The organism is Corynebacterium pacaense (assembly GCF_900169525.1).
GTDB lineage: Bacteria > Actinomycetota > Actinomycetes > Mycobacteriales > Mycobacteriaceae > Corynebacterium > Corynebacterium pacaense.
Genome location: NZ_LT821239.1, coordinates 170,400 through 195,150, shown reverse-complemented (window position 1 = coordinate 195,150; position 24,751 = coordinate 170,400). Strand labels below are relative to the sequence as shown.

Annotated in this window: 21 protein-coding genes and 2 rRNA genes; 16 read left to right on the top strand and 7 right to left on the bottom strand. The window is 60.6% G+C overall.

Going from position 1 to position 24,751, the window contains the following annotated elements; translation table 11 throughout:
* Nucleotides 1–3: 3 nt before the first annotated feature.
* A complete protein-coding gene (locus tag B7E02_RS01125; protein WP_080792039.1) occupies nt 4–1,092 on the bottom strand; it encodes an inositol-3-phosphate synthase in 1,089 nt (362 codons plus the stop codon).
* A 250-nt stretch (nt 1,093–1,342) separates the two neighbouring features.
* Between B7E02_RS01125 and trhO the strand changes: the two genes are divergently transcribed.
* On the top strand, nt 1,343–2,287 hold the full coding sequence (gene trhO / locus B7E02_RS01120) for an oxygen-dependent tRNA uridine(34) hydroxylase TrhO (protein WP_080792036.1): 945 nt from the start codon (nt 1,343–1,345) through the stop codon (nt 2,285–2,287).
* Nucleotides 2,288–2,303: 16 nt separating this feature from the next.
* Complete coding sequence (locus B7E02_RS01115) at nt 2,304–2,630, top strand: antibiotic biosynthesis monooxygenase family protein (protein WP_080792032.1); 327 nt, start codon at nt 2,304–2,306, stop codon at nt 2,628–2,630.
* A 19-nt stretch (nt 2,631–2,649) separates the two neighbouring features.
* Here B7E02_RS01115 and B7E02_RS01110 read toward each other — a convergent pair whose 3' ends face one another.
* From B7E02_RS01110 to B7E02_RS01100, 3 genes are all read right to left on the bottom strand, one after another.
* The gene (locus B7E02_RS01110; protein ID WP_143336589.1) at nt 2,650–3,141 is read right to left on the bottom strand and encodes a hypothetical protein; all 492 of its coding nucleotides are present in this window, start codon (nt 3,139–3,141) and stop codon (nt 2,650–2,652) included.
* A 61-nt stretch (nt 3,142–3,202) separates the two neighbouring features.
* A complete protein-coding gene (locus tag B7E02_RS01105; RefSeq protein WP_080792029.1) occupies nt 3,203–4,147 on the bottom strand; it encodes a universal stress protein in 945 nt (314 codons plus the stop codon).
* Between the two features lie 29 nt (nt 4,148–4,176).
* Complete coding sequence (locus B7E02_RS01100) at nt 4,177–4,638, bottom strand: MarR family winged helix-turn-helix transcriptional regulator (protein WP_080792026.1); 462 nt, start codon at nt 4,636–4,638, stop codon at nt 4,177–4,179.
* A gap of 216 nt (nt 4,639–4,854) precedes the next feature.
* On the opposite strand from B7E02_RS01100, the gene B7E02_RS01095 reads away from it, so the two are divergent.
* The 9 genes from B7E02_RS01095 (at nt 4,855) to B7E02_RS01055 (ending at nt 13,539) form a co-directional block, all read left to right on the top strand.
* Entirely contained in the window at nt 4,855–5,217 is a 363-nt protein-coding gene (locus tag B7E02_RS01095; RefSeq protein ID WP_080792023.1) for a DUF5318 family protein, read from the top strand.
* Nucleotides 5,218–5,309: 92 nt separating this feature from the next.
* The gene (locus tag B7E02_RS01090) at nt 5,310–7,475 is read left to right on the top strand and encodes a transglycosylase domain-containing protein (RefSeq protein WP_080792020.1); all 2,166 of its coding nucleotides are present in this window, start codon (nt 5,310–5,312) and stop codon (nt 7,473–7,475) included.
* A gap of 47 nt (nt 7,476–7,522) precedes the next feature.
* Entirely contained in the window at nt 7,523–9,019 is a 1,497-nt protein-coding gene (locus B7E02_RS01085) for a glycosyltransferase family 87 protein (protein WP_080792019.1), read from the top strand.
* Nucleotides 9,016–9,207, top strand: a complete 192-nt coding sequence (locus B7E02_RS01080; RefSeq protein WP_080792016.1) for a hypothetical protein — start codon at nt 9,016–9,018, stop codon at nt 9,205–9,207. The genes B7E02_RS01085 and B7E02_RS01080 overlap by 4 nt, the downstream gene beginning before the upstream one ends.
* Nucleotides 9,208–9,582: 375 nt before the next feature.
* Complete coding sequence (rpsF, locus tag B7E02_RS01075) at nt 9,583–9,870, top strand: 30S ribosomal protein S6 (RefSeq protein WP_143336588.1); 288 nt, start codon at nt 9,583–9,585, stop codon at nt 9,868–9,870.
* Nucleotides 9,871–9,909: 39 nt separating this feature from the next.
* Nucleotides 9,910–10,551 (top strand): single-stranded DNA-binding protein, encoded by a 642-nt coding sequence (locus B7E02_RS01070; protein ID WP_080792008.1) that lies wholly within the window; start codon nt 9,910–9,912, stop codon nt 10,549–10,551.
* Nucleotides 10,552–10,605: 54 nt separating this feature from the next.
* Nucleotides 10,606–11,058, top strand: coding sequence for a 50S ribosomal protein L9 (gene rplI / locus B7E02_RS01065; RefSeq protein WP_080792005.1), 453 nt, complete (start codon nt 10,606–10,608; stop codon nt 11,056–11,058).
* A 527-nt stretch (nt 11,059–11,585) separates the two neighbouring features.
* On the top strand, nt 11,586–13,049 hold the full coding sequence (gene dnaB, locus B7E02_RS01060; protein WP_080792002.1) for a replicative DNA helicase: 1,464 nt from the start codon (nt 11,586–11,588) through the stop codon (nt 13,047–13,049).
* A gap of 19 nt (nt 13,050–13,068) precedes the next feature.
* On the top strand, nt 13,069–13,539 hold the full coding sequence (locus B7E02_RS01055) for a PadR family transcriptional regulator (protein ID WP_080792000.1): 471 nt from the start codon (nt 13,069–13,071) through the stop codon (nt 13,537–13,539).
* A 5-nt stretch (nt 13,540–13,544) separates the two neighbouring features.
* Here B7E02_RS01055 and B7E02_RS01050 read toward each other — a convergent pair whose 3' ends face one another.
* Nucleotides 13,545–14,876, bottom strand: a complete 1,332-nt coding sequence (locus tag B7E02_RS01050; RefSeq protein ID WP_080791996.1) for an MFS transporter — start codon at nt 14,874–14,876, stop codon at nt 13,545–13,547.
* A 327-nt stretch (nt 14,877–15,203) separates the two neighbouring features.
* Nucleotides 15,204–15,413, bottom strand: a complete 210-nt coding sequence (locus B7E02_RS01045) for a heavy-metal-associated domain-containing protein (RefSeq protein ID WP_143336587.1) — start codon at nt 15,411–15,413, stop codon at nt 15,204–15,206.
* A gap of 177 nt (nt 15,414–15,590) precedes the next feature.
* Here B7E02_RS01045 and B7E02_RS01040 point away from each other — a divergent pair, with 177 nt between their 5' ends.
* The gene (locus B7E02_RS01040; protein ID WP_080791993.1) at nt 15,591–15,989 is read left to right on the top strand and encodes a thioredoxin family protein; all 399 of its coding nucleotides are present in this window, start codon (nt 15,591–15,593) and stop codon (nt 15,987–15,989) included.
* 247 nt (nt 15,990–16,236) lie between these two features.
* Complete coding sequence (locus B7E02_RS01035) at nt 16,237–17,160, top strand: PspA/IM30 family protein (RefSeq protein ID WP_080791990.1); 924 nt, start codon at nt 16,237–16,239, stop codon at nt 17,158–17,160.
* Nucleotides 17,161–17,210: 50 nt separating this feature from the next.
* Here the strand turns inward: B7E02_RS01035 and B7E02_RS01030 are convergent, their stop codons facing one another.
* Entirely contained in the window at nt 17,211–18,464 is a 1,254-nt protein-coding gene (locus tag B7E02_RS01030; RefSeq protein WP_080791987.1) for an NYN domain-containing protein, read from the bottom strand.
* Nucleotides 18,465–18,682: 218 nt separating this feature from the next.
* Here B7E02_RS01030 and B7E02_RS01025 point away from each other — a divergent pair, with 218 nt between their 5' ends.
* From B7E02_RS01025 to B7E02_RS01015, 3 genes are all read left to right on the top strand, one after another.
* The gene (locus tag B7E02_RS01025; RefSeq protein ID WP_080791984.1) at nt 18,683–19,057 is read left to right on the top strand and encodes a GntR family transcriptional regulator; all 375 of its coding nucleotides are present in this window, start codon (nt 18,683–18,685) and stop codon (nt 19,055–19,057) included.
* 646 nt (nt 19,058–19,703) lie between these two features.
* Nucleotides 19,704–21,221: ribosomal RNA gene (locus B7E02_RS01020) — 16S ribosomal RNA — on the top strand.
* 398 nt (nt 21,222–21,619) lie between these two features.
* Nucleotides 21,620–24,704, top strand: a 23S ribosomal RNA gene (locus tag B7E02_RS01015).
* Together the 16S and 23S rRNA genes form the textbook arrangement of a ribosomal RNA operon.
* Nucleotides 24,705–24,751 lie beyond the last annotated feature (47 nt).

Here is a 24,751-nt window from a genome sequence, read left to right as displayed (position 1 = left end):
TACTCATCCCCAGATGAAGGTCTCGAGCCTTGCCCGGGCCTGATCGTCGGGCAGCTGTTCGGGCGGAGACTTCATCAGGTAGGAGCTGGCGGGGAGCACGGGCCCGCCGATGCCACGGTCGAGGGCGATCCGGGCCGCACGAATGGCATCGATGATGATGCCCGCTGAGTTCGGTGAATCCCAGACCTCCAGCTTGTACTCGAGGTTCAGGGGCACGCCGCCGAAGGCCGTGCCCTCCAGGCGCACATACGCCCATTTGCGATCATCGAGCCACTCCACATAGTCGGACGGGCCGATGTGGACGTTGCGGTCGGAGACCTTGCCCGCCAGCGGCCCCTCGCTGAGGTTGGAGGTGACCGCCTGCGTCTTGGAGATCTTCTTGGATTCGAGGCGGTTGCGGTCGAGCATGTTCTTGAAGTCCATGTTGCCGCCCACGTTTAGCTGCATGGTGCGGTCCAGCCGCACTCCCCGCTCCTCGAACAGACGCGCCAGTACGCGGTGGGTGATCGTGGCGCCCACCTGTGATTTGATGTCGTCGCCGATGATGGGCAGGCCCGCGTCCGTGAACTTCTGCGCCCACTCCGGGTCGGAGGCGATGAACACCGGCAGTGCGTTGACGAAGGCGCAGCCGGCGTCCAGAGCGGCCTGCGCGTAGAACTTGTCCGCCTCCTCCGAACCCACGGGCAGATAGGAGACGAGGACGTCGACCTCGGCCTCGCGCAGGGTTTCCGCCACATCCACGGGCGCTTCCGGCGACTCCGTGATCACCTGACGGTAGTGCTCGCCCAGACCGTCGAGGGTCGGGCCGCGCTGCACCGTGATCCCGGTGGTGGGCACGTCGGCGATCTTGATGGTGCAGTTCATCGAGGCCTCGGTGGCGTCGGCGAGGTCCCTGCCGACCTTGGCGTCGTCCACGTCAAAGGCCGCGACGAACTCCAGGTCACCTACGTGGTACTCGCCGAACTGCACGTGCATCAGCCCGGGAACCTGCTCCTGTGCGGGGGCCTCGCGGTAGTACTCCACCCCCTGGATCAGGGAGGTTGCGCAGTTGCCGACGCCGGCGATGGCGACTCGGATGGTGGTTGAACTCATGGTGGGTTTTTCTCCTTGTTCAGGGCCCGGGAAACGGCACTCACCGCAACGTTACGGAGACCGGGGTGCCGATTGAATGCCCCCGGGCATCATGACCGATCAAGTGCCACCCCTGAACAGGGGGCAGCCGGCGGCACCGCCCCCGGCGGGTGCGTCGTGATGCGCGGCCACCGGGGCGTCGACAAGCGGCGCAGCGAGTTGCGAAGGGTGTTTTTCGCGTGGGCACCGCCGCTGATTAGACTGCTAAGCCGTGGCTATCGGCAAAATACTCCTCTACTATGCGCTCACTCCCCTCTCCGATCCGAAGGCCGTCCAACTCTGGCAGCGTGACCTCTGCGAATCCCTCAACCTCAGGGGCCGCATTCTGGTTTCCCACCACGGCATCAACGGGACGGTCGGCGGAAGCATCGATGCGTGCAAGCGCTACATCCGGAAAACCCGCGAGTATCCCGCCTTTCGCCGTATGCAGTTCAAGTGGTCCGAGGGCGGAGCCGATGACTTTCCCAAGCTGTCGGTGAAGGTCCGCGATGAGATCGTCGCCTTCGGTGCCCCGGACGAGGTCAGGGTCGATGAGAACGGGGTCATCGGTGGTGGCGTGCACCTGGCACCCGGGGAAGTGAACAAACTGGTTGAGGAGCGCGATGATGTCGTCTTCTTCGACGGGCGCAACGCCATGGAGGCACAGATCGGCAGGTTCAGGGATGCCATCGTTCCCGATGTCGGGACGACCCACGATTTCATTGCAGAGATAGAGTCGGGAAAGTATGACGACCTCAAGGACAAACCGGTGGTCACCTACTGCACCGGGGGTGTAAGGTGCGAGATCCTGAGTTCCCTGATGATCAACCGTGGCTTCAGGGAGGTCTACCAGATCGACGGTGGAATCGTCCGCTACGGTGAGGAGTTCGGCAACCAAGGACTCTGGGAGGGGTCACTCTATGTCTTCGACAAGCGGATGCACATGGAGTTCGGCGAGGACTACAAACGCCTGGGACACTGCATCCACTGCGGTACGCCGACCAACAAGTTCGAGCACTGCCTCAACGAGGATGAATGCCGGGATCTTGTCCTCATGTGTCCGGACTGCTTCACCGACGTGGAGACCAGACACTGCGGGCGTGACGGGTGCGCGGCCATCGCGGCCGATTTCTCCGCGCGGGGGATCGATCCCCTGGCTACCCCGGAAAAGAAATGAGGGTACGCTGCCCCTCATGAGCATCGTCAAGATCAACGCCCTGTCCGTCCCCGCCGCAGCGGGGCCCGAACTGGAGAAACGCTTCGCTGCGCGCCAGCACGCGGTCGACTCCGCCCCCGGATTCGAGGGGTTCCAGCTCCTCCGCCCCGTCGCCGGCGAGGATCGCTATTTCGTGGTCACCCAGTGGCGCGATGAGGCCTCCTATGAGGCGTGGCGTGAGGCCGAGAAGGGCGGTGGGCAGGGTGCGCACGGTGCCCATGGCTCCGATGCCAGGCCCGTGGCCAGCGGCTCGAGTCTTCTTGAGTTCGAGGTCGTGCTCGGATCGGGTGGCGGGCGCAGCTGAACCCCGCCCCACTCCGTGACTAATGGCCGAGAATGGCCACCGTGAGCACCGAGGTGGCCCACAGCATGCTGAAGGGGATCAGCATCCACAACACGCCCATCCATGCACGCCACCGCAGGTAGCGCCGGTACTTGTCATAGAGGATCCAGGCGCAGCCGAGCATTCCGCCGAAGGCGATGGTGCTGGTGCTGATCGGCCACCACAGCTCAGCCGCACGGGAACACAGCCACACCGCCTCGCCTGCGTCACAGAACGGCCCGCCCTGCGCACGGGCGACCCATGCGAGCAGATAGGCGGAGACGAAGGTCACCACGGGGACGGCCACCATGTAGATCAGGGCCTGCCTGGTGGACTGGGTGTTCTTCCGTTGCAGCTCGAGTGGATCGGGTTGATCCGCTAGATCATCGAAGCTGTCGGCGGCGGGAGGACGACGGTTGGAGTAATCGGCTTCCTGGCTCAGATCATTTTCGGGATGATCCGGATTGAGCCGGTTATCCTTCTTATTCACCACAATCTCCTAACTCCATGGACTATGACGTTAGTCGGTGGCGGGCGGCGAAGCCATCACTGCTCTACCGACCAGGGTAGATGATGGTCGGAACGGGTGAGTTTCGGATGATCTCCATCGTTTCGGAACCGACAAAGACCCGGGACAGTGCGTCCATCGGCTGGGATCCGAGACAGAGCAGATCACCCTTTTTCCATTTGAGCGCATCGATGGCACCCACCCAGCCCCACCCCGAGCCGACCTCACTGCTCACGGAGAGGTCGGGGTGCAGTTCCTGGGCGTAGTCGCGCGCGCGATCAAGCATCGCCAGGGAGTGCTCGCGCCATTCCGAGGACAGCTCCGAGGTCAGATCGAGCTTCCCATTCCCGGGGGAGCTGGTGATTCCGGTCGAGCTGAAGGAAAGGATGCGCAGGGGAATCCCCCAGATGCTCGCCATCTCTGCGGCATACGCCAGACCCTGTTCATGCCCGCTGCCCGATTCGCTGGTGTAGGCGTAGTTAACGCGGGTTACTCCCTTCTTGGAGAGCTTTGCACCTCTGGGGACAAGTCCGAGGGGCACCGGCGAGGAATGGAGCAGCGCATCGGCCGTGGATCCCGCGAGGAACTGGCCCTTGGGCGCCGTGGCGTCGGAACCGATCAGGATCAGATCCGCGTTGAACTCATGGGCGGCCTGGGTGAGCAGCACGGACTCCGAGGGACCGTCGGCGAAGGTGGAGACGGTGTCGTCCCAGTGGGATTTGCCCACACCGGCCCGGCGCAGACCCTTGATCATGCGCTCGGCGTAGGTCTCATCCAGATTCTTGAACCACTTGTGGTATTTCCCCCCGAGCTTTGAGATCGATGAGGAGGGCCACGGGCGCACGAAAGTTGTGATGCCACGGACCCTGATATCGGTGCTGCGGGCTAACCAGGCAGCGAATTCGAATACTTCTTCATTGGCTGCGGCCTTGCCGCCGGACGTGGTGTCTTCGGGACGGCAAGAAACGAGAACACGGAGGGGAGAGTTCATCTAATTCCGAATTGAGAGGCGTGCATTGATCAGGAATCCGGATTCGGTTCCTTCCAGTTACCGTACACTTCGGCCAAACCATTGATGATGTCCACCATCTTTTCCAGCTCGCCGAGCTGCTCCGGGGGCAGCGTGGCAAGGAGTCGTGCGAACTCGGCGTCCCTTTCGGTGTTGACGCGGTCCAGTTCCCTGCGGCCATGTTCGGTGAGCTCGACCTGGACACCGCGTCGATCCGTGGTGTCCCGGATGCGTTCGACCAACCGGAGCTGCTCGAGCTGGTGCAGGGCATTGGAGGCGGTGGGCATGCGGATGTCCTCCAGCTCCGCGATCCGGCTGATTCTCGAGGGGCCGTTCTCCGCCAGCCTGCTGAGAATGGTCAGTTGCGGACCTGAAAGATCCGACGTCGCGGAACGACGAGAATAGAGGACGTAGAGCTTGGTCAGCGCCGGGCGGACCTCAGCGGCAAGATCCTCAGGGGTTACATCGGTCATGGGGCTGATTCTAGCCACTGTTGGAAACATTTTCCGCCAAGAAAACAAACTGCGGTTTGGGATCTCTCCCATCCGCCTCCCGAGAAAGGGCACGGACCAGTGAAAACGGGTCGCACATGCCCAACTGCTGGCCGTTCTCTGACGCCGACCCCTTGTGGGTGAAGCACAAAATGAAGGGGTCGGAGAGGCTGGCGCGGCGGGTCTACACTGTGGTGTGTGGTGGAATACCGAAATGAGATCAGTCACCAGTTGACCCGTCGCCATGTGCTCCAACTCTTCCATGAGGGCCTGATGTCACGCGACGCCATCTGCGATGCCGATTTCCTTCTGGTCACGGCGGGGCGCTATCACGGTCAACCCTCGGACCACCCCTGTCCGGTCTGCGGTGGCACCGATCTGCGTACCGTGCTGTGGGTTTATGGCGAGGACATCGGCAGAGCCTCCGGGTCGGCCCGGAGCGAGGAGGAGATCGCGAAGCTGGTGTCCGGCCATCGCGAGTGCACCGTGCATACCGTCGAGGTTTGTCCGGATTGCCGGTGGAATCATCTACTCAAGGCTGTCACCGCGGTATCCAGTTGACTCTCAGATTCCGAAGAGATGCCTAAATAACAGTATCCTCTACTTTTAGTACTTCAGATAAACCTCCAAATCTGCTTGAACGGACACAACAGGTGACGAACAAAAAGAACACTTCCTCCAAACCTGCACGGAAGCAGGCGTCGAAGAAGAAAACAGTGCGCAACAGTATCATCGCGGCGATCGTTGCGGTGATCGCCATTCCCGCACTGGTCTTTATGACCGCCTACATCGTCGTGGATGTCCCCGAACCGGAGGAACTCGTCTCGCCCCAGGTCTCGCAGATCTACGCCGCGGACGGCGAGACCGAGCTGGCCAGGGTGGTTCCCCCGGAGGGAAACCGGCAGATGGTGAGCCTGGACAAGGTCCCCGATGCGGTGAGCAACGCCGTCCTGGCGGCCGAGGACCGCGAGTTCTACACAAATCCCGGCTTCTCGATCACCGGCTACGCTCGCGCGGCGCTCGGAGTGATTACCGGTGATGCCTCCGCGGGAGGTGGCTCGACGATCACCCAGCAGTACGTGAAGAAGGCCGTGGTGGGCGATGAGCGTTCCATCATGCGAAAGGCGAAGGAGTTCGTCTACTCCGCGAAGATGGCCAATGAGTGGTCCAAGGACGAGGTGCTCGAGGCTTACCTCAATACGGTGTACTTCGGCAGGAACGCCTATGGTGTACAGGCCGCCTCACAGGCCTATTTCGGCAAACCGGTCGAGGAGCTGGGGCCGGCGGAGGGTGCCGTTCTCGCGGCCAGCATCCAGCGTCCCAGTGAGCTAGATCCGTGGACGAACCCCGAGGAGGCGAAGAGTCGGTGGGCCTATGTGCTCGACGGCATGGTTGACATCGGTGCCATCACCGAGGCCGAGCGCGCGCAGGCCACCTACCCCGACACCGTTGACCCTGCGAACAATCGCGCCTACACGGAGGCATCGGGTACCAACGGACTGATCAAGAATCATGTTATGGCCGAGCTCTCCGATGTCGGAATCACCAGCGAGGATGTGGAGACCCGGGGTCTGCAGATCACCACCACCATTGATCCGGTGGCCCAGCAGGGTGCGGTCGATGCGGTGCGCGACCAGCTGGCCAATCAGGCCGACAATGTCCGGGCTGCACTGGTCTCGGTGGATCCGGGTACCGGAGCGGTGCGCGCCTACTACGGCGGCGAGGACGCGGCGGGATGGGATTTCGCGAACGCTCCCCTGCAGACGGGTTCAACATTCAAGATCTTCGGCCTGGCGGCGGCGCTGCAGCAGGGTATCCCCCTGTCCCAGGTCTACAGCGCGGCGCCGGTGACCGTCGGAAACATGGTGATCAACAATGTTCCGGGGTTCAACTGCGGTGCGTGTTCCATTGCCGATGCCCTGAAGTACTCCCACAACACCAGCTTCATCCGTCTGCAGCAGGATCTGGAGAACGGACCGCAGGACACCGCGGACATGGCGCACGCCCTGGGTATCCCCCGCTCCCTCCCCGGAATCCCGGCCACGCTCACCGAGAACGGGGCCACGCCCTACGACGGGATCATCCTGGGACAGTACGAGTCCCGCGTGATCGATATGGCAACCGCGCTGGCCACCGTCGCCGATGAGGGTGTCTGGCACGAAACGCACTTCGTGCAGCGGGTGGAGACCATCTCCGGTGAGGTCCTCTATGAAAAGGAACCGAGCGAGGGCGAACGTCGTGCATCGGCCAAGGTCACCGAGAATCTGCTGGATGCGATGGCGCCCATCGCCGCCTACTCCAACGGCAACAACCTCGCCGGTGGGCGGCCCTCCGCTGCGAAGACGGGCACCACGCAGCTCGGGGACACCGGCAACAACAAGGACGCATGGATGATCGGTGCGACGCCGCAGCTGGCAACCGCCGTCTGGGTCGGCACCGAGGACAACTCCCCGCTGCTCACCCAGTGGGGCGGGAACATGTACGGATCCAATGTGCCCGCGTCGATCTGGAAGCAGACGATGGACACCGCACTGGAAAATGATGCCATCGAGGAATTCCCCACCGCCGGATACATCAACTACGGCAACCCCCCGGCACAGTCGCAGGTGTGGACACCGCAGAACCCGGTCGCCCCGCAGAGCTCGACTGTCGCGCCCGAGGAGCCACAGAACGTGGTTCCGGAAACGCCCGCCGGTGGAACGGAGGGCGGTGCGGTCCCGCCGGTGGAGGAACCCGTCCCGGCTCCCGCGGGTCCGGTCGAGGACATCGAGATCGCCCCGGGGATAGTGATCCCCGGTGATCTGTTCGGGAACGGATAGAACCCGACACAGGTCTTGAGCAGGCACCAACTACCGGCAGGAGCCGAATGTCGACGGAGAGCAATGTTGCGGTTTCGCGGGTGTCCCCCGCGGCCACGGAACCCATCGCCAGGGGATTCATCAACGCCATTGGCGGCAGACTCGGCCGCTATGCGCGGGTGGGCACCCAGAAGTTCTGGACTCCCCTGCGCGTCCTCGTGCTCACCTCGCTGGTGTTCCTCGCCATCGGTTTCCTGACCAAGGCCAATTGCATCCAGGGTGTCCGCGCCGAGGACGGTTCCATCACCCTGGACTGGTCCGGAAACCGGCAGTACGTCTCCGCCTGCTACAACGATCTCGTCCCGCTCTACGGTGGACGTGGACTCGACCAGCCGGGGTTCCCCTACGCCTACTCCTGGGTGGAGGGCGATCTGACCAGGTACATGGAGTACCCGGTGCTCGGGGGTCTGTACCAGTGGATCGCGGGGATCCTCACCCGCTTCACCTACCCGGTTGTGGAGGCCATCCCCTTCCACTCGATCCCCGAGGTGGGCCTGTACTTCATCATTTCCGCTCTCGGCCTGGGCTTCTTCTGGGTGCTCGTCGTTCGCATGGTCGCCGAACTCGCGGGGAACCGCATCTGGGATACGGTCCTGGTCGCGGCCTCCCCCCTGGTTGCCGTGCATGCCTTCACCAACTGGGACACCCCGGCGATCGCTGCTGCGGTGGGTTCGCTCCTCGCGGTGAAAAGGGGCTCGCCGCTGTGGGCGGGAGTGCTCATCGGCCTGGGAACATCCTTCAAGCTCTGGCCACTCTATCTCCTGGGCGCATTCCTTGTCCTGGCGATCCGGAGCGGGAAGATGAGGTCCTTCCTGGTCATGGTCGGGGGAACGGCGGTTTCCTGGCTAGTGGTCAACCTGCCCGTGATGATCGCCTACCCCGATGCCTGGTACGAGTTCATTCGCCTCAACAGCACCCGGGGTGCGGAATGGACCACCGTCTACCAGGTTCTCGACCGCAACATCCCCTTGTCCCTGAATAACGTGGAGGCTCTGAACACGGTCAGTTTCCTGCTGTTTCTCGGGGCCTGCATCGCGATCGGTGTTTTCGGCCTGATGGTGCGCCGCCGTCCCCGGGTCGCCGAGCTCGCCTTCCTCATCGTCGCGTCCTTCATTCTGCTGAACAAGGTGTGGAGCCCGCAGTACTCGCTGTGGCTGGTGCCGCTGGCCGTGCTGGCGATACCCAGGTGGAGGCTGCTCCTGACCTGGATGACTGTGGACGCGATGGTGTGGCCGATCCTGATGTGGCACATGCTGGGGGCGGACAACATGGGCATCCCCCACGGTGTGCTCGACATCGCCATCCTCGCCCGCGACGCACTGATTATCACCCTGGTCGTGCTGGTGGTGCGGCAGATGCTCGGGCGCTGCCCCGACCGGGTCAGGGATGCCCACGGGGGCACCGACCCCCTCTCTGGCGTGTTCGGTGAGCAGGACCGACGACGGCTTGTCGACGCCCGCACCACGGGTGTCCACACCCCTGCGGGGACGGGAGGCACCCGATGAGCACCACGGTCATGATCATCACCATGTCGAGCGTGTTCATCGGCTTCCTGTTCTTCGGCGGGGCCTTCGCGAGCTTCATGTACAAGAAGCCGCAGGCTCAGATCTGGACGCTGTTCTCGGTCGCGATCGTCCTGATCACGGTGATTCCCGTGGTTATCGCCGTGGGGTGGGGAACGCTGATCAATTAGCGCGCGGCCGAGGTGGATGCGGGAACTTCCGGGGGGTGGTATCCGTTGGACACAGTGAGTAGCACCCGCCTGGCGAAAGGGTAGATCCACACATGAAGACACGGACTTCGATTGCGGGACTTCTCGCGGTTTCCGCGCTCTCACTGGCTTCGGTTTCAGATAGCGGACAATCGGCACCCGGTCACAGTGTGACGGAACGGATGGAGGAATCCGCCGAGGTGGCGGACAATTCCTAGGTCGCTCACCGGTTGGTGAAATCGACTTTTGTCCGACGTTGGGGTACCTTGAATAGGTTGCTGACGCAACGACCCTCCTGCCACGTCGACCGATGTGGCCGAAACACAAAATACTAGACCATAGGAGGTGATGAGGTCCGTGCGTCAATACGAACTCATGATCATTCTCGATCCTTCTCAGGATGAGCGCACCGTAGCCCCGTCCCTGGATAAATTCCTCGAGGTTGTCCGCAAGGACAAGGGCGATGTCGTGAAGGTTGATGTCTGGGGCAAGCGCCGTCTGGCCTACCAGATCAACAAGAAGGAAGAGGGCATCTACGCCGTCGTCGATCTCAAGTGCGAGTCCGCGACCGTGCTCGAGCTCGATCGTGTTCTGAACCTCAACGATGGTGTCCTGCGCACCAAGGTTCTGCGAATCGATAAGTAAAAGAACGAAACTCAGGCTTACGAGAGGTAGTTGGAGAACATGGCAATCGGAGATACCAATATCACCGTGGTCGGCAACCTTGTCGCCGACCCGGAACTTCGCTTCACCCCCTCGGGTGCGGCGGTGGCCAACTTCCGTATTGCCTCAACCCCGAGGCGTCGAGATCCACAGACGAATCAGTGGGTTGACGGCGAAGCTCTGTTCCTTGCCTGCAACGTCTGGCGACAGGCGGCTGAAAACGTCGCGGAATCACTGACCAAGGGCATGCGCGTGATTGTGCAGGGCCGACTGCGTCAGCGTTCCTATGAAACCCGTGAAGGTGAGAAGCGGACCGTCTTCGAGGTCGAGGTCGACGAGGTCGGCCCCTCCCTGGCATTCGCCACCGCACAGGTCAGCCGCACTCCGCGCGGAGAAAGCGGCGGTAACTTCGGCGGGGGCAACCCCGGCGGCAACAGCGCCCAGGGCGGGTTCGCGGGTGGACAGAACAACCCTTCCTACAACCAGCCCCAGGGTAACCAGGGTGGTTTCGGTGGAAACCAGAACCCCCAGGGCAACAACTCCAACCAGGGTGGCTTCGGCGGAGGGAATCAATCCCCTGCTCCAAGCAATGACCCCTGGAACTCCGCACCACCGGCCGGCTCCGGCGGTTTCGGCGGTGCGGACGATGAGCCTCCGTTCTAAACTTTTCCTCTTCCTTCACAACTCACAAACCTAATACCACGAAAGGCAGGGATCATGAAGCTGATCCTCACCGCCGCCGTTGAGAACCTCGGTGTCGCTGGCGACATCGTCGAGGTCAAAAACGGCTACGGACGTAACCTGCTGCTCCCCCGTGGCCTGGCAATTCCTGCCACCCCCGGTGCTGAGAAGCAGATCGAGGGCATCAAGCGTGCCCAGGAGGCTCGCGCAATCCGCGACCTCGACCATGCTCACGAAATCAAGGCGCAGCTCGAGGCACTCGAGGGTGTCTCCGTCGCAGTGCGCACCTCTGAGAGCGGTAAGCTGTTCGGTTCCGTCAAGGCTGAGGACATCGTCGCAGCCGTGAAGGCGGCCGGCGGCCCTAACCTGGACAAGCGTGCCATTGTTCTCCCGAAGAACCTGGTCAAGACCACCGGCAAGTACCAGGTAGAAGCAAAGCTCCACGGCGATACCGTATCCCGCGTGAAGTTTGAGGTCGTCGCAGCGTAAGACAACGCGCACGCGACGGCGGTGCCTGCAAAGAATTTGCGAAGCACCCAACGACAACAGCATTTTTCGGCCCCACTCCACACAGCAGGAGTGGGGCCGAAAACTATCTCCACCCACTCCATTCACCGCCTGTGGATAACATGACTCAATTGTGGATAGTTTACTTCCCCTTCTCCCGCCGTATAACCACAGGCAGAGCGGCCGGAGCTGTGGCGGAACTTTGGAAACGTGCAGGTGAGAGCAGTTATCCACCGCTCGGTGAAACTTATCCACAGCGTCGACATGCCGTGTGAACTGGGGAAATACGGTTGAAAGTGACCTTATGGGCGGGGTTGTCCACAAGTTGTCCACAGGTGGTGTGGGCAAAGCTGTTCACAACGGTGAAACTGGGGAAAGATACACAACCAACCCCAGTTGTTAACCAGGCTAGGTTGTGGATAGGTTCACGCCGGAATCAGGAGCCGGGGATATGAAGATTGCTCACGGACGAAGTAGAGTTGGCAGGATCAGAGAAGAGGGGCCGAGCGATGTCAGCTGATTTTTCAGCAGCCAGTTTTGATGATGATTATGTTCCGCCGTCAGAACCGATGGAGAGCTACACCGCGGAGCCGGGCGAAGGTTTCGGGGCGCGCAGGAAGAAGGACGGCGACAACGGTCGGGAGTACCGCGACTTCCGCTCTCCGCCCTATGACAATAATGCGGAGATGGGCGTGCTGGGTGCCATGCTGCTCAGCCCCAACACCGTCATCGATATCCTCGATCTCCTCAGCCCGGAGGATTTCTACCGGCCCGCCCACCAGCTGATCTTCCAGGCGGTCATTGATCTCTTCAGTGACAACAAGGACATAGATCCAGTCATCGTCTCCGGTCGCCTTGACCGCACCAACGACCTGGAGCGGGTGGGTGGGGCACCGTATCTGCACACCCTCATCCAATCGGTGCCCACCGCCGCCAATGCGCGCTACTACGCCGAGATCGTTTCTGAGAAGGCCGTGCTGCGCAGGCTCGTGGACGCCGGAACAAGGGTGGTCCAGCTGGGATACGAGGGCGATGAGGGAGCGGAGATCGATGCCGTCATCGACCGCGCCCAGCAGGAGGTCTTCGCGGTCAGCCAGAGGAATCAGAGCGAGGACTACGCGGTCCTCGCCGATATCCTGGGTGACACCATGGAGGAGCTGGAGCAGATCTCCACCGACGGTGGTCTCTCCGCGGGCATTCCCACGGGCTTCAAGGACCTGGATGATCTCACAAATGGCCTCCGGGGCGGACAGATGGTCATTGTTGCGGCCCGACCCGGTGTGGGTAAGTCGACGTTGGCCCTGGATTTCATGCGTTCGGCCTCCATCAGAAACGATCTCGCCTCGGTCATTTTCTCCCTGGAGATGTCGAAGTCCGAAATCGTGATGAGGCTGCTTTCCGCGGAGACGGAGATCCGGCTCTCCGATATGCGTGGTGGACGGATGGATGAACAGGCGTGGGAGAAGATGGTTCAACGCCTGGACAAGGTGGCAAAGGCCCCTCTGTTCATCGATGATTCCGCGAACCTGACCATGATGGAGATCCGGTCCAAGGCGAGGAAACTCAAGCAGAAGCACGATCTCAAGTTGATCGTCGTGGACTACCTCCAGCTGATGTCCTCGGGAAAACGTGTGGAGTCCCGCCAGCAGGAGGTCTCGGAGTTCTCCCGTCAGTTGAAGCTGCTGGCCAAGGAACTCGATGTTCCCCTCATCGCCATTTCCCAGCTCAACCGTGGTCCGGAGGCTCGTACGGACAAGCGGCCGCAGTTGGCGGATCTTCGTGAATCCGGTTCATTGGAGCAGGATGCGGATATCGTCATGCTTCTCTACCGTCCGGATTCCCAGGACAAGGACAACGAGCGCGCCGGTGAGGCCGATATCATCCTGGCAAAGCACCGTGGTGGCCCCATCGATACCGTTCAGGTGGCCCACCAGCTGCACTACTCCCGCTTTGTGGATATGGCACGCGGCTAAGCGGAGCCGGGACCGGGCTATGGACATCGACGAGGGTTTTCACCGCGGCAGGGGCAGGGGTGGCCGCGCCGGACGGGGTGATCTGCGCAAACTCATCCTCTCCCTGCTGGCGGAGCAGCCCATGCACGGATACCAGTTGATCACGGTTATCGGTGAACGCACGGAGGGGCGTTGGACCCCCAGCCCCGGGGCCGTCTACCCGATCCTGTCCCTCCTCGAGGATGAGGGGCTGATCACCATCTCCCTGGATCAGGGGCGGAAGATGGCCCGGCTCACCCCGGTGGGCGAGGCGCTGGTGGCCAGATGCGGCAGCCAGTGGGCGGAGATCGTTGACAGCTACCGTAGTCCCGAACAGGGACCCGTGACCGAGCACGCCCTCAGGTCCGAGTTCCACAGGCTCCATGAGATCGTCAAGGGGTCGCCGCCGGAGAAGGGGGAGGAGGTTCTCCGGGTGCTGCGCCGGGCCGCGGAGGATATCTCTGCGCTCTGAGAGACTCAGTCCGCGAGGATCTTTCCCTTCTGCTCGGGCAGGGTGAACGCGGCGATCGCGGCAATGGCGAACGCGGCGGAGAACACGCTGAAAAGCATGATCGGACCCCCGAGGGAGACAATCGGAGGCACGATCAGCGGGGCGATGATGGAGGCGATGCGCCCGAAGCCCGCCGCAGCCCCCGTGCCCGTACCACGCACATTGGTGGGGTAGAGCTCGGGTCCGATCGCGTAGAGCGCGCCCCAGGCGCCGAGGTTGAAGAAGGAAAGCAGACATCCGGCGACCAGGATCTGCCATTCCACGCCGGCGAGGCCGTAGAAGATCGCGGAGACGGCGGAACCCGCGAGGAAGACGGCCAGGGTGATGCGCCTGCCCCATTTTTCAATGAGCCATGCGGCCACGGCGTAGCCCGGCAGCTGCGCCAGGGTGATGATCAGGGTGAACTGGAAGGATTTGACCAGGGTGAAACCGTCCGCGACCAGCAGTGAGGGAATCCAGATGAAGGCGCCGTAGTAGGAGAGGTTGATGCAGAACCAGACGATCCACAGCGCGGTGGTTCTCCTGCGGAGCGGCGCGGACCAGATCGACACCCTGTCGCCGTCGACGCCCCGCAGGACGTCGACGGGAGCTTCGGCGGGGGCGTCGTCAAGCTGTTTTCCCTCCCTCAAGGCGGCGTCCTCGAAGGAGGCGACGATCCTCTCCGCCTCGTCGTGGCGGCCGTTCCTCTCCAGGAAGCGAACGGATTCCGGTAGTCCGATGCGGACGTAGACCGCATATGCTGCGGGAACACAGCCCAGCGCGAGTGCCCACCGCCATCCGTTGTCCGAGGTGGTGACAACGAAGGTTCCGATGACCGCGGCGAGGATCCAGCCCACCGCCCAGAAGGCCTCAAGCAGCACGACCATCCGGCCACGGATGCGACGCGGGGAGAATTCGGAGATCAGCGTCGATGCCACGGGCAGCTCCGCACCGAGGCCCAGCCCGACGATGAAACGCAACGCCATCAGCATGATCAGGGACACCGACAGCGCCGAGGCGCCGGTGGCGAGGCCGTACACCAGGAGGGACAGGGCGAAAACATGCCGGCGCCCGAACCTGTCGGCCAGAAGTCCGCCGAAGGACGCGCCGAGCGCCATCCCCACGAAGCCGATGGAACCGAGGAGAGAGGCCTCGGTGGGGCTCAGGCTCCAGTGTGTGGCCAGTGCCGCCATGACGAAGGAAATCAGGCCGACGTCCATGGCATCGAGGGCCCAACCGATTCCGGAACCTCCGAGCAGCCTCTTGTGCTTCGAGGTGAGCGGGAGACGATCGAGCCTCTCATTGCGAGTTAGATTCATGCTCAAAAACACTACCCCGCACCCCGCGAAAACCGGAGGGTCCGGAGCAGGAAAACTCAACGGTGAACATACGGCGGTACGTCAGACCGCAGTTGTCAGGCTCTGCGAGGTGGTCGGGCATGGTCTGGCATGGTCTGGCGTGGTCTGTCGTGGTCGAACACCACCGGGCGCGCCGGCCGGGGTGGGTTTCAGCGCACGGTCCGGAAAAACGGGCGATGAGAACCTGCCCGGTGTGTGGGTGGGGAGTCAACAACCCCACATGGGGGAGGGGCACTGCCTGAGTCCGGGTGAATCCGTCGGCAAAACGGTGGGTAATGGGTGAGGCGGTCAGTTGTCCGATAGCACCTTGTACCCCGCGGTTTCCACAGCGGCCGCGATCTGTTCATCGGTGAATCCCTCGCCGGTGACAACCACGCGACCGTTCTCGAGATCGACGTCGACCCCCTGGGTGCCCGGCACCTCCGAGATCTCCTCTACGACCGAACTCACGCAGTGTTCGCAGGTCATGCCCTCAACACTGTAATTCTTCGTACTCACATCCACGTCCTTCCACGCATGGCCCCCGGGAACGGGAGGATGTCATCGGCGTAGAATGGCACACACTCCGATGCATGTTCCGGGGGCGTCTGAATATTGCTTCGTTCCGGGAATACCCGAACCCGATTAGGGGTTGGCATCTATTAGAACCATACAAATAGTTAACAGGAGAATTCCATGGCAACAGTGGATGTAACAGAAGACACATTTGAAACGACCGTCACCGGCGAGGGAATCGTCCTCGTTGATGCCTGGGCCTCATGGTGCGGTCCCTGCCGCCAGTTCGCCCCCACCTATGAGAAGGTTTCCGAGGATCACCCCGACGCAACCTTCGCCAAGCTGGACACCGAGGCGAACCAGAGTCTCGCGGCTGCGCTGGAGATCCAGTCCATTCCCACCCTGATGGTCTTCCGCGATGGGATCATGCTCTACCGCGAGGCCGGAACCATGCCGGCCCCGGCGCTCGATGATCTGGTCAAGCAGGTCAAGGGCCTGGATATGGATGATGTCCGCCGTCAGGTTGCGGAGCAGAACGCCGGCCGGGAAGATTCCGGCGAGGCGGGCTCCGACAGCTAGGCGAAAGCGGTCCCTTGGTCGCCATGTGACCCTGGTGCGTCCCCTGAGGGGGAGGCCCCGGGGTCTTTTTTCGTGCCGCCGGGCGGTTAAGGCTTGTGAGATTCCGTAGACTTGTCTGTTGTACACATCGCAGGTGCGGACCCGGGGTACCCGGACGGGCGTGCGAGTCAAAACAGACCGACGTTTTCGGCATCCGGGGCCCAGTTGCTACCGGGACCACGGATCGATTCTCAGGAAGTGACTGGCAATGGCTAATCCATTCAGCAAGGGCTGGAAGTACCTCATGGCGTCCTTCGACAATAAGATAGATGAAAACGCTGATCCGAAGGTGCAGATCCAGCAGGCGACCGAAGCCGCGAAACAGCAGCACGCCAACATCGTCCAGCAGGCCTCCCAGGTGATCGGCCAGCAGAAGCAGCTCGAGATGAAGCTGAACCGCCTGGTCAAGGACCGCGATACCCTGCAGAGCCAGGCGCGCCAGGCGATCGCCCTGGCAGACAAGGCCTCCGGTGAGGGGGACAGCGTCAAGGCACACGAGTTCAACAACACGGCTGAGGTGTTCGCGTCCCAGCTCGTAGCGGTCGAACAGCAGCTCGAGAGCACGACGGCACTGCATCAGCAAGCCACGGCGGCCGCCAGCGATGCGGTGCAGAAGTCCAAAGAGTCCGAGCTGCGACTAAAGGATCAGCTGTCGCAGATTGATGCGCTGCGTTCCCAGGCCGATCAGGCGAAGATGCAGGAGACCGTCACCAAATCGATGGATTCCCTCAACCAGTTCGGGACACAGGATGATTCGGTGCCCACCCTGGATGCGGTGCGGGAGAAGATCGAGCGCCGCTACGCCGACGCCCTCGGCGCCCAGGAACTCACCCAGAACTCGGTGGGTGACCGGATGGCGGAGATCCAGCAGTCGGGAACGGACCTGCGCGCGGCGGCGCGTCTCGAGGAGCTGCGGGCCGAGACCCGCGGCCTGGCGGGTGCGGACGCCGCCGGGGAGATCGGGACGGGGAAGCAGACCCCGCGTGACGACGCCCCGACCGAAGCAACCACCGAAGCAACCGGGGAGGACTCCGGGGACGCCGAGGACGCGGAGGTAGTGGAGCACGAGGTTGTCGAAGACGGTACCGCCGCGGGTCAGGGATCCACCGGTTCGGTGGACGAGAAGAAATAGGCCGCAGCGCCCGGGGAAGGGCACCGTGGCGCAGCCGGCCGGTGCCCCTACTACTCCAGACGCAGGTTGATCAGGACCCCACGGATCCCGGAGTGGAAACCGTCACGCAGGCTCACCCGCTGGGTCTCGGTCAGGGTGTACTCGTGGAGCGTCTCGCAGGCGAACTGCAGGAGCGGACGGTCTATCTCGGGAGGTAGTCCGCCCCCGGACAGCAGATGGGCCTGGTCGCGCTGATCGCTGCTCGCGGCGTTCTCAAACCACCAGGAGGCGTACTGCTGCCCCACGTCGAATGGGGTCTGGAATCCCGCCGATGCCCACACCTCATTGGGCAGAGGAACATATCGAGAGCGAAGCTTGCGGCGCGGTGCCATCATTGAGGGATTGGGGGTCTTCGACTGTGATTCCGAATCGAGTTCCTTCTCGACGGCGGAGGAGGCATCATCTGCCGCCGTGTTCGCCTGCTGCGCGAGCACGTTCGGGGTAGGGATGCTGTGCGGCTCGCGGGTGCCCACCCCGCCCTGAGCGGAGGTGTCGCCGGACTGTGGCACCGGGAACGCGGCATCATCGCCTGGCGCACCGCTGTCCTGCGAGTTCGCCTGTTCGCAGTCCCGTTCCTCGGCATTTTCCGCTGGTTCCCCGGGGCGCGGCGAGGTGAACTGCCGGCCGAGGGACGATGCAGGCACCGGGGTGGGCCCGCTTTCATCGAGGGGTTCGGCGTCACCGATGGGTTTGACGCGCACGACGGGTGGAATCGGGCCCTCGAGCACCTGCAGCTGCATGCAGTCCGCGAAGTCCTCGCGCGGATCCAGGATGGTTGTGGAATCGCAGCAGTGGCGCAGCTGGGATGACATCGAGTCCCAGCCGAAACCGTAGAGGTGCACGCGGAGGCCGGCATTGGTCGCCTCCTGGACACCGGGAATCATGTCGGCGTCGCCGGAGACCAGGACCAGGTCGGAGCAGTAGCCGCGCACACCGGCCAGAACCATGTCCGCCACCAGGCGGGTGTCCACCGCCTTCTGGGTGCGGCGTTCGCCCCATTCGATCAACTGACCTGCGCGAAGCTGGACCCCGTCACAGGTACGGAGCGCACGCTGGTAGCGGTGCGGGCCGGAATCGGGGATTCCGTCGTACCACATCTGCCGTTGGACGGGCTGTTTAAGTTGTTGTTCAATCATCCTTCCTAAAACCCCGACCACTTCGGGGAGATCGATTTCTAATTGGGCGCGTGCCCCTGTTTCCCACGAGTTGTAAAAGCTCGCGAGCAGGTAGGACGTGTCCACAAATACCTGGGTGCGTTCAAGCATGGCTCCTAATTCCGATTCTGTTGAGTTGTAAATCTATGTACCCAAGCATGCCCTATTCAGCATTTACGCGTCCATTCGCGGTGGGCAGAGGTGGTAGGACTTTGACAATGACTTCATTATGCGTCGTGGCAATCCGCCGGTGTGCCATGCTTGAGGGGATCTATGCTTAGTTACACCAGTAACCAACCGAAGTTCGTTGAGGGGTGAGGTGATCCTCGGTGGATGAGACCGCCGTGCCATTGTTCCGGCAGATTGCGGCATTGATAGAAGACACCATTGTTGACGGTTCGCTGGATGTCGGGGAGCGGGCCCCCTCCACGACCGAACTCTCCGCGTTCCATCAGATCAATCCCGCGACCGCCAGGAGGGGCCTGACTCTGCTCCTCGATGCCGGGGTACTGGAGAAGCGGAGGGGAATGGGAATGTTTGTCACCCATCGTGCCCGCGCCATCATTCTGGAGAGGCGCCGGGCGGAATTTGCGGGAACCTATATAGTGCCGCTGGTCGATGAGGCCGCGAAGCTGGGAATGTCGAGGGAGCAGCTCGCGACGCTGGCGGAAAGGGTCGCGGAGAGCCGCGGTCTGTATGAATGATTGGCTGCTCCGCTTGTCGACGCCCACCACCTTCCGGTCACCGTTGGTGCAGGCTGCCGCGGCCCGTGGCCGCGAACCCGGTGTGAGCTGGGGGTTTGTGGTTTCTCGGTGGGGTGTGTAACTTTATGTGAGTCAGCGCGACCGACAGCGCCCCGCCAGTGAGTCTGGTTGTGTGGTGGTTAGGAAAACGGGCGTTGGCCGGATAAAGAAGACACTTCCTCCCTTGTTCCTTTTTGGTTGTGGTGGTTGTGCGTGTTGTTTGAGAACTCAATAGTGTGCCATTTATTTTTTTCTTTTGTCGCTTTTGGTGCCTGCTGTTGTGGTGGGTGCCGGGTGGTCATGCCGGGTGTGGGGGTTGCATGAATGTCCCTGCACTGTAAATTGTTGCCTGTTGCTGGTTGTCCGTGCCGTGTGGTGTGGGTGGTTGGTGGTGGGAATTGTTTGTGCATGATTGATGGCGATGTTTTCATCATGGCCCTTTTTTTGCCCCGTCTGGGTGGGTTGTGGTGGTTGTTTTTTGATCATTTATTTTTGGTTGACAGCCAGTCGGCATTTATGGTCATCTGCGTTTGTGTGGGTGGTTGTGGGTGTTGGTTTTGTTGTTGGCTGGGTTATCGGGCTTTTCACGGCCGTGATATTTTTTCATTTTGTGGAGAGTTTGATCCTGGCTCAGGACGAACGCTGGCGGCGTGCTTAACACATGCAAGTCGAACGATGATGCCCTGCTTGCAGGGTGGATTAGTGGCGAACGGGTGAGTAACACGTGGGTGATCTGCCCCGCACTTCGGGATAAGCCTGGGAAACTGGGTCTAATACCGGATAGGACCGCACTGTTGGGGTGTGGTGGAAAGATTTTTCGGTGTGGGATGAGCCTGCGGCCTATCAGCTTGTTGGTGGGGTAATGGCCTACCAAGGCGTCGACGGGTAGCCGGCCTGAGAGGGTGTACGGCCACATTGGGACTGAGATACGGCCCAGACTCCTACGGGAGGCAGCAGTGGGGAATATTGCACAATGGGCGCAAGCCTGATGCAGCGACGCCGCGTGGGGGATGACGGCCTTCGGGTTGTAAACTCCTTTCGCCAGGGACGAAGCTTTTGTGACGGTACCTGGAGAAGAAGCACCGGCTAACTACGTGCCAGCAGCCGCGGTAATACGTAGGGTGCGAGCGTTGTCCGGAATTACTGGGCGTAAAGAGCTCGTAGGTGGTTTGTCGCGTCGTCTGTGAAATCCCGGGGCTTAACTCCGGGCGTGCAGGCGATACGGGCATAACTTGAGTGCTGTAGGGGAGACTGGAATTCCTGGTGTAGCGGTGAAATGCGCAGATATCAGGAGGAACACCAATGGCGAAGGCAGGTCTCTGGGCAGTAACTGACGCTGAGGAGCGAAAGCATGGGTAGCGAACAGGATTAGATACCCTGGTAGTCCATGCCGTAAACGGTGGGCGCTAGGTGTAGGGGTCTTCCACGACTTCTGTGCCGCAGCTAACGCATTAAGCGCCCCGCCTGGGGAGTACGGCCGCAAGGCTAAAACTCAAAGGAATTGACGGGGGCCCGCACAAGCGGCGGAGCATGTGGATTAATTCGATGCAACGCGAAGAACCTTACCTGGGCTTGACATACACCAGATCGGGCTAGAGATAGTCCTTCCCTTGTGGTTGGTGTACAGGTGGTGCATGGTTGTCGTCAGCTCGTGTCGTGAGATGTTGGGTTAAGTCCCGCAACGAGCGCAACCCTTGTCTTATGTTGCCATCACGTGATGGTGGGCACTCATGAGAGACTGCCGGGGTTAACTCGGAGGAAGGTGGGGATGACGTCAAATCATCATGCCCCTTATGCCCAGGGCTTCACACATGCTACAATGGTCGGTACAGCGAGTTGCCACACCGTGAGGTGGAGCTAATCTCTTAAAGCCGGCCTCAGTTCGGATTGGGGTCTGCAACTCGACCCCATGAAGTCGGAGTCGCTAGTAATCGCAGATCAGCAACGCTGCGGTGAATACGTTCCCGGGCCTTGTACACACCGCCCGTCACGTCATGAAAGTTGGTAACACCCGAAGCCAGTGGCCCAACCCTTGTGGGGGGAGCTGTCGAAGGTGGGATCGGCGATTGGGACGAAGTCGTAACAAGGTAGCCGTACCGGAAGGTGCGGCTGGATCACCTCCTTTCTAAGGAGCTTTATTTTTGTGCTGTGCCCGTGGTGCCACCGGTTGGTGGTGTGGGTGCGGTGTCGGTGTTGGAACCCGGATGTGGTTGCCATCGGCGTGTTATTAATCGGGTGGAGATGATCATCTGTGTGGTGGCGGAAGAGAAATGTTGGTAGGTGGCATGCTGTTGGGTGTCTGGGATGACATGTGTGTTGTGTTGTTTCCTGTGGGCATCGATGTCTGTTGCGCTTGTTCCCTTGTTGTGGGGTGGGTGTGGTGGTGTTGGTGTTGTGTTGTGTGAGAACTGTATAGTGGACGCGAGCATCTTTATTTTTTTGTAAGTTTTGTGTATCCGAACGCGCATCGTGCCTTTTGCCGGTTCGTCCTTGTGGCGGGTTGGTGGGTGGTGTGGTGTGGTGTTGTTTGTTTTTAAGGGCACACGGTGGATGCCTTGGCATGTCGAGCCGATGAAGGACGTGAGAGGCTGCGTTATGCCTCGGGGAGTTGCCAACTGAGCGTTGATCCGAGGATGTCCGAATGGGGAAACCCGGCCGCAGTGATGTGTGGTCACCTGCCGGTGAATATATAGCCGGTGTGGGGGTGAACACGGGGAAGTGAAACATCTCAGTACCCGTAGGAGAAGAAAACAATTGTGATTCCGTTAGTAGTGGCGAGCGAACGTGGATGATGGCTAAAACCCATGTGTGTGATACCCGGCAGGGGTTGCATGTGGGTGGTTGTGGGGCTAGTGCGTGTCCGGTCTGCCGGCCGGTGGCATCGGTTGTGGTTGTTAGTGGAAGTGGTGTGGAAACGCCTGCCGTAGAAGGTGAGAGTCCTGTACGCGAAGATGACCATGGTGGTGTTGTGTTAGTACCCGAGTAGCAGCGGGCTCGTGAAATCTGCTGTGAATCTGCCGGGACCACTCGGTAAGCCTGAATACTTGATATGACCGATAGCGGATTAGTACCGTGAGGGAATGGTGAAAAGTACCCCGGGAGGGGAGTGAAATAGTACCTGAAACCGTGTGCTTACAAACTGTCAGAGCATCCTTTGTGGTGTGATGGCGTGCCTTTTGAAGAATGAGCCTGCGAGTCAGCGGCATGTCGCGAGGTTAACCAGTGTTGGGTAGCCGTAGGGAAACCGAATCCTAACGAGGGTGTGTTAGTGGCATGTCTTGGACCCGAAGCGGGGTGATCTACCCATGGCCAGTGTGAAGCGATGGTAAGACGTCGTGGAGGCGCGAACCCACTTAGGTTGAAAACTGAGGGGATGAGTTGTGGGTAGGGGTGAAAGGCCAATCAAACTCCGTGATAGCTGGTTCTCCCCGAAATGCATTTAGGTGCAGCGTTGTGTGTTTCTTGCCGGAGGTAGAGCTACTGGATGGTTTAGCGGGACTAAAATCTTAGCGACATCAGCCAAACTCCGAATGCCGGTAAGTGAGAGCATGGCAGTGAGACTGCGGGGGATAAGCTTCGTAGTCGAGAGGGAAACAGCCCAGATCGCCGGCTAAGGCCCCTAAGGGTGTGCTAAGTGGAAAAGGATGTGCAGTCGCGAAAACAGCCAGGAGGTTGGCTTAGAAGCAGCCATCCTTGAAAGAGTGCGTAATAGCTCACTGGTCGAGTGATTGTGCGCCGACAATGTAGTGGGGCTTAAGTACACCGCCGAAGCCGCGGCAATGCATCCTTGTGGGTGTGTTGGGTAGGGGAGCGTCGTGTACGCGGTGAAGCAGCCTGGTGACGGTGTTGTGGAGTGTGCGCGAGTGAGAATGCAGGCATGAGTAACGAATGATGAGTGGGAAACTCATCCGCCGGATGACTAAGGGTTCCTGGGTCAAGTTAATCTTCCCAGGGTGAGTCGGGGCCTAAGGCGAGGCCGACAGGCGTAGTCGATGGATAACGGGTTGATATTCCCGTACCCGAATGTGGGCGCCCATGGTGAATCAGTGATACTAACCATCTATGCCCGCTGTTGTGTGTGTCTTTGATGCATGTGGTGGTGTGGTGTGCGTGGGACCTGATCTGGTAGTAGCTAAGTGATGGGGTGACGCAGTGAGGTAGCCAGGCCACTTATTGGATTGTGGTGTAAGCGTGTGGGACGATGGGTAGGTCAAATCCGCCTGTCATGTGTCTGAGGCGTGATGCGTAGCCCTGTGTGGGTGATGTTGGTGATCCTGTACTGTCGAGAAAAGCCTCTAGCGATGTCCATGTTTGGCCCGTACCCTAAACCGACACAGGTAGTCAGGTAGAGAATACTAAGGCGTTCGGGTGAACTGTGGTTAAGGAACTCGGCAAAATGCCCCCGTAACTTCGGGAGAAGGGGGGCCATGGTTGGTGAACACCGTGCGGTGGGAGCTGATTGTGGTCGCAGAGAATAGAGGGAAGCGACTGTTTACTAAAAACACAGGTCCGTGCGAAGACGTTTAAGTTGATGTATACGGACTGACGCCTGCCCGGTGCTGGAAGGTTAAGAGGACCGGTTAGTCACGTTGGTGGCGAAGCTGAGAATTTAAGCCCCAGTAAACGGCGGTGGTAACTATAACCATCCTAAGGTAGCGAAATTCCTTGTCGGGTAAGTTCCGACCTGCACGAATGGCGTAACGACTTCCCTGCTGTCTCAACCACAGGCCCGGTGAAATTGCAGTACGAGTAAAGATGCTCGTTACGCGCGGCAGGACGAAAAGACCCCGGGACCTTCACTATAGCTTGGTATTGGTGTTTGATTCGGTTTGTGTAGGATAGGTGGGAGACGTTGATCATGTGACGCTAGTTGTGTGTGAGTCGTTGGTGAAATACCACTCTGATCGGATTGGATACCTTAACCTTGGCCCATGATCTGGGTTGGGGACAGTGCCTGGTGGGTAGTTTAACTGGGGCGGTTGCCTCCCAAAATGTAACGGAGGCGCCCAAAGGTTTCCTCAGCTTGGTTGGTAATCAGGTGGTGAGTGTAAGTGCACAAGGGAGCTTGACTGTGAGAGTGACAGCTCGAGCAGGGTCGAAAGACGGGACTAGTGATCCGGCACCTACTTGTGGTTGTGGTGTCGCTCAACGGATAAAAGGTACCCCGGGGATAACAGGCTGATCTTCCCCAAGAGTCCATATCGACGGGATGGTTTGGCACCTCGATGTCGGCTCGTCGCATCCTGGGGCTGGAGTAGGTCCCAAGGGTTGGGCTGTTCGCCCATTAAAGCGGCACGCGAGCTGGGTTTAGAACGTCGTGAGACAGTTCGGTCTCTATCCGCCGCGCGCGTTGAAACTTGAAGAAGGCTGTCCCTAGTACGAGAGGACCGGGACGGACGTACCTCTGGTGTGCCAGTTGTTCCGCCAGGAGCAGGGCTGGTTGGCTACGTACGGGAGGGATAACCGCTGAAAGCATCTAAGCGGGAAGCCTGTTTTGAGATGAGGTTTCTTTTGAGGTTCCCTGGAGATGACGGGGTTGATAGGCCAGATCTGGTAGCACTGTGAGGTGTGGAGGTGACTGGTACTAATTATCCGATTTTAAACAACTGTTGGTTTGTGTGCATTAAGCGTGTTTACTTAAGAATTGTTGTGTTT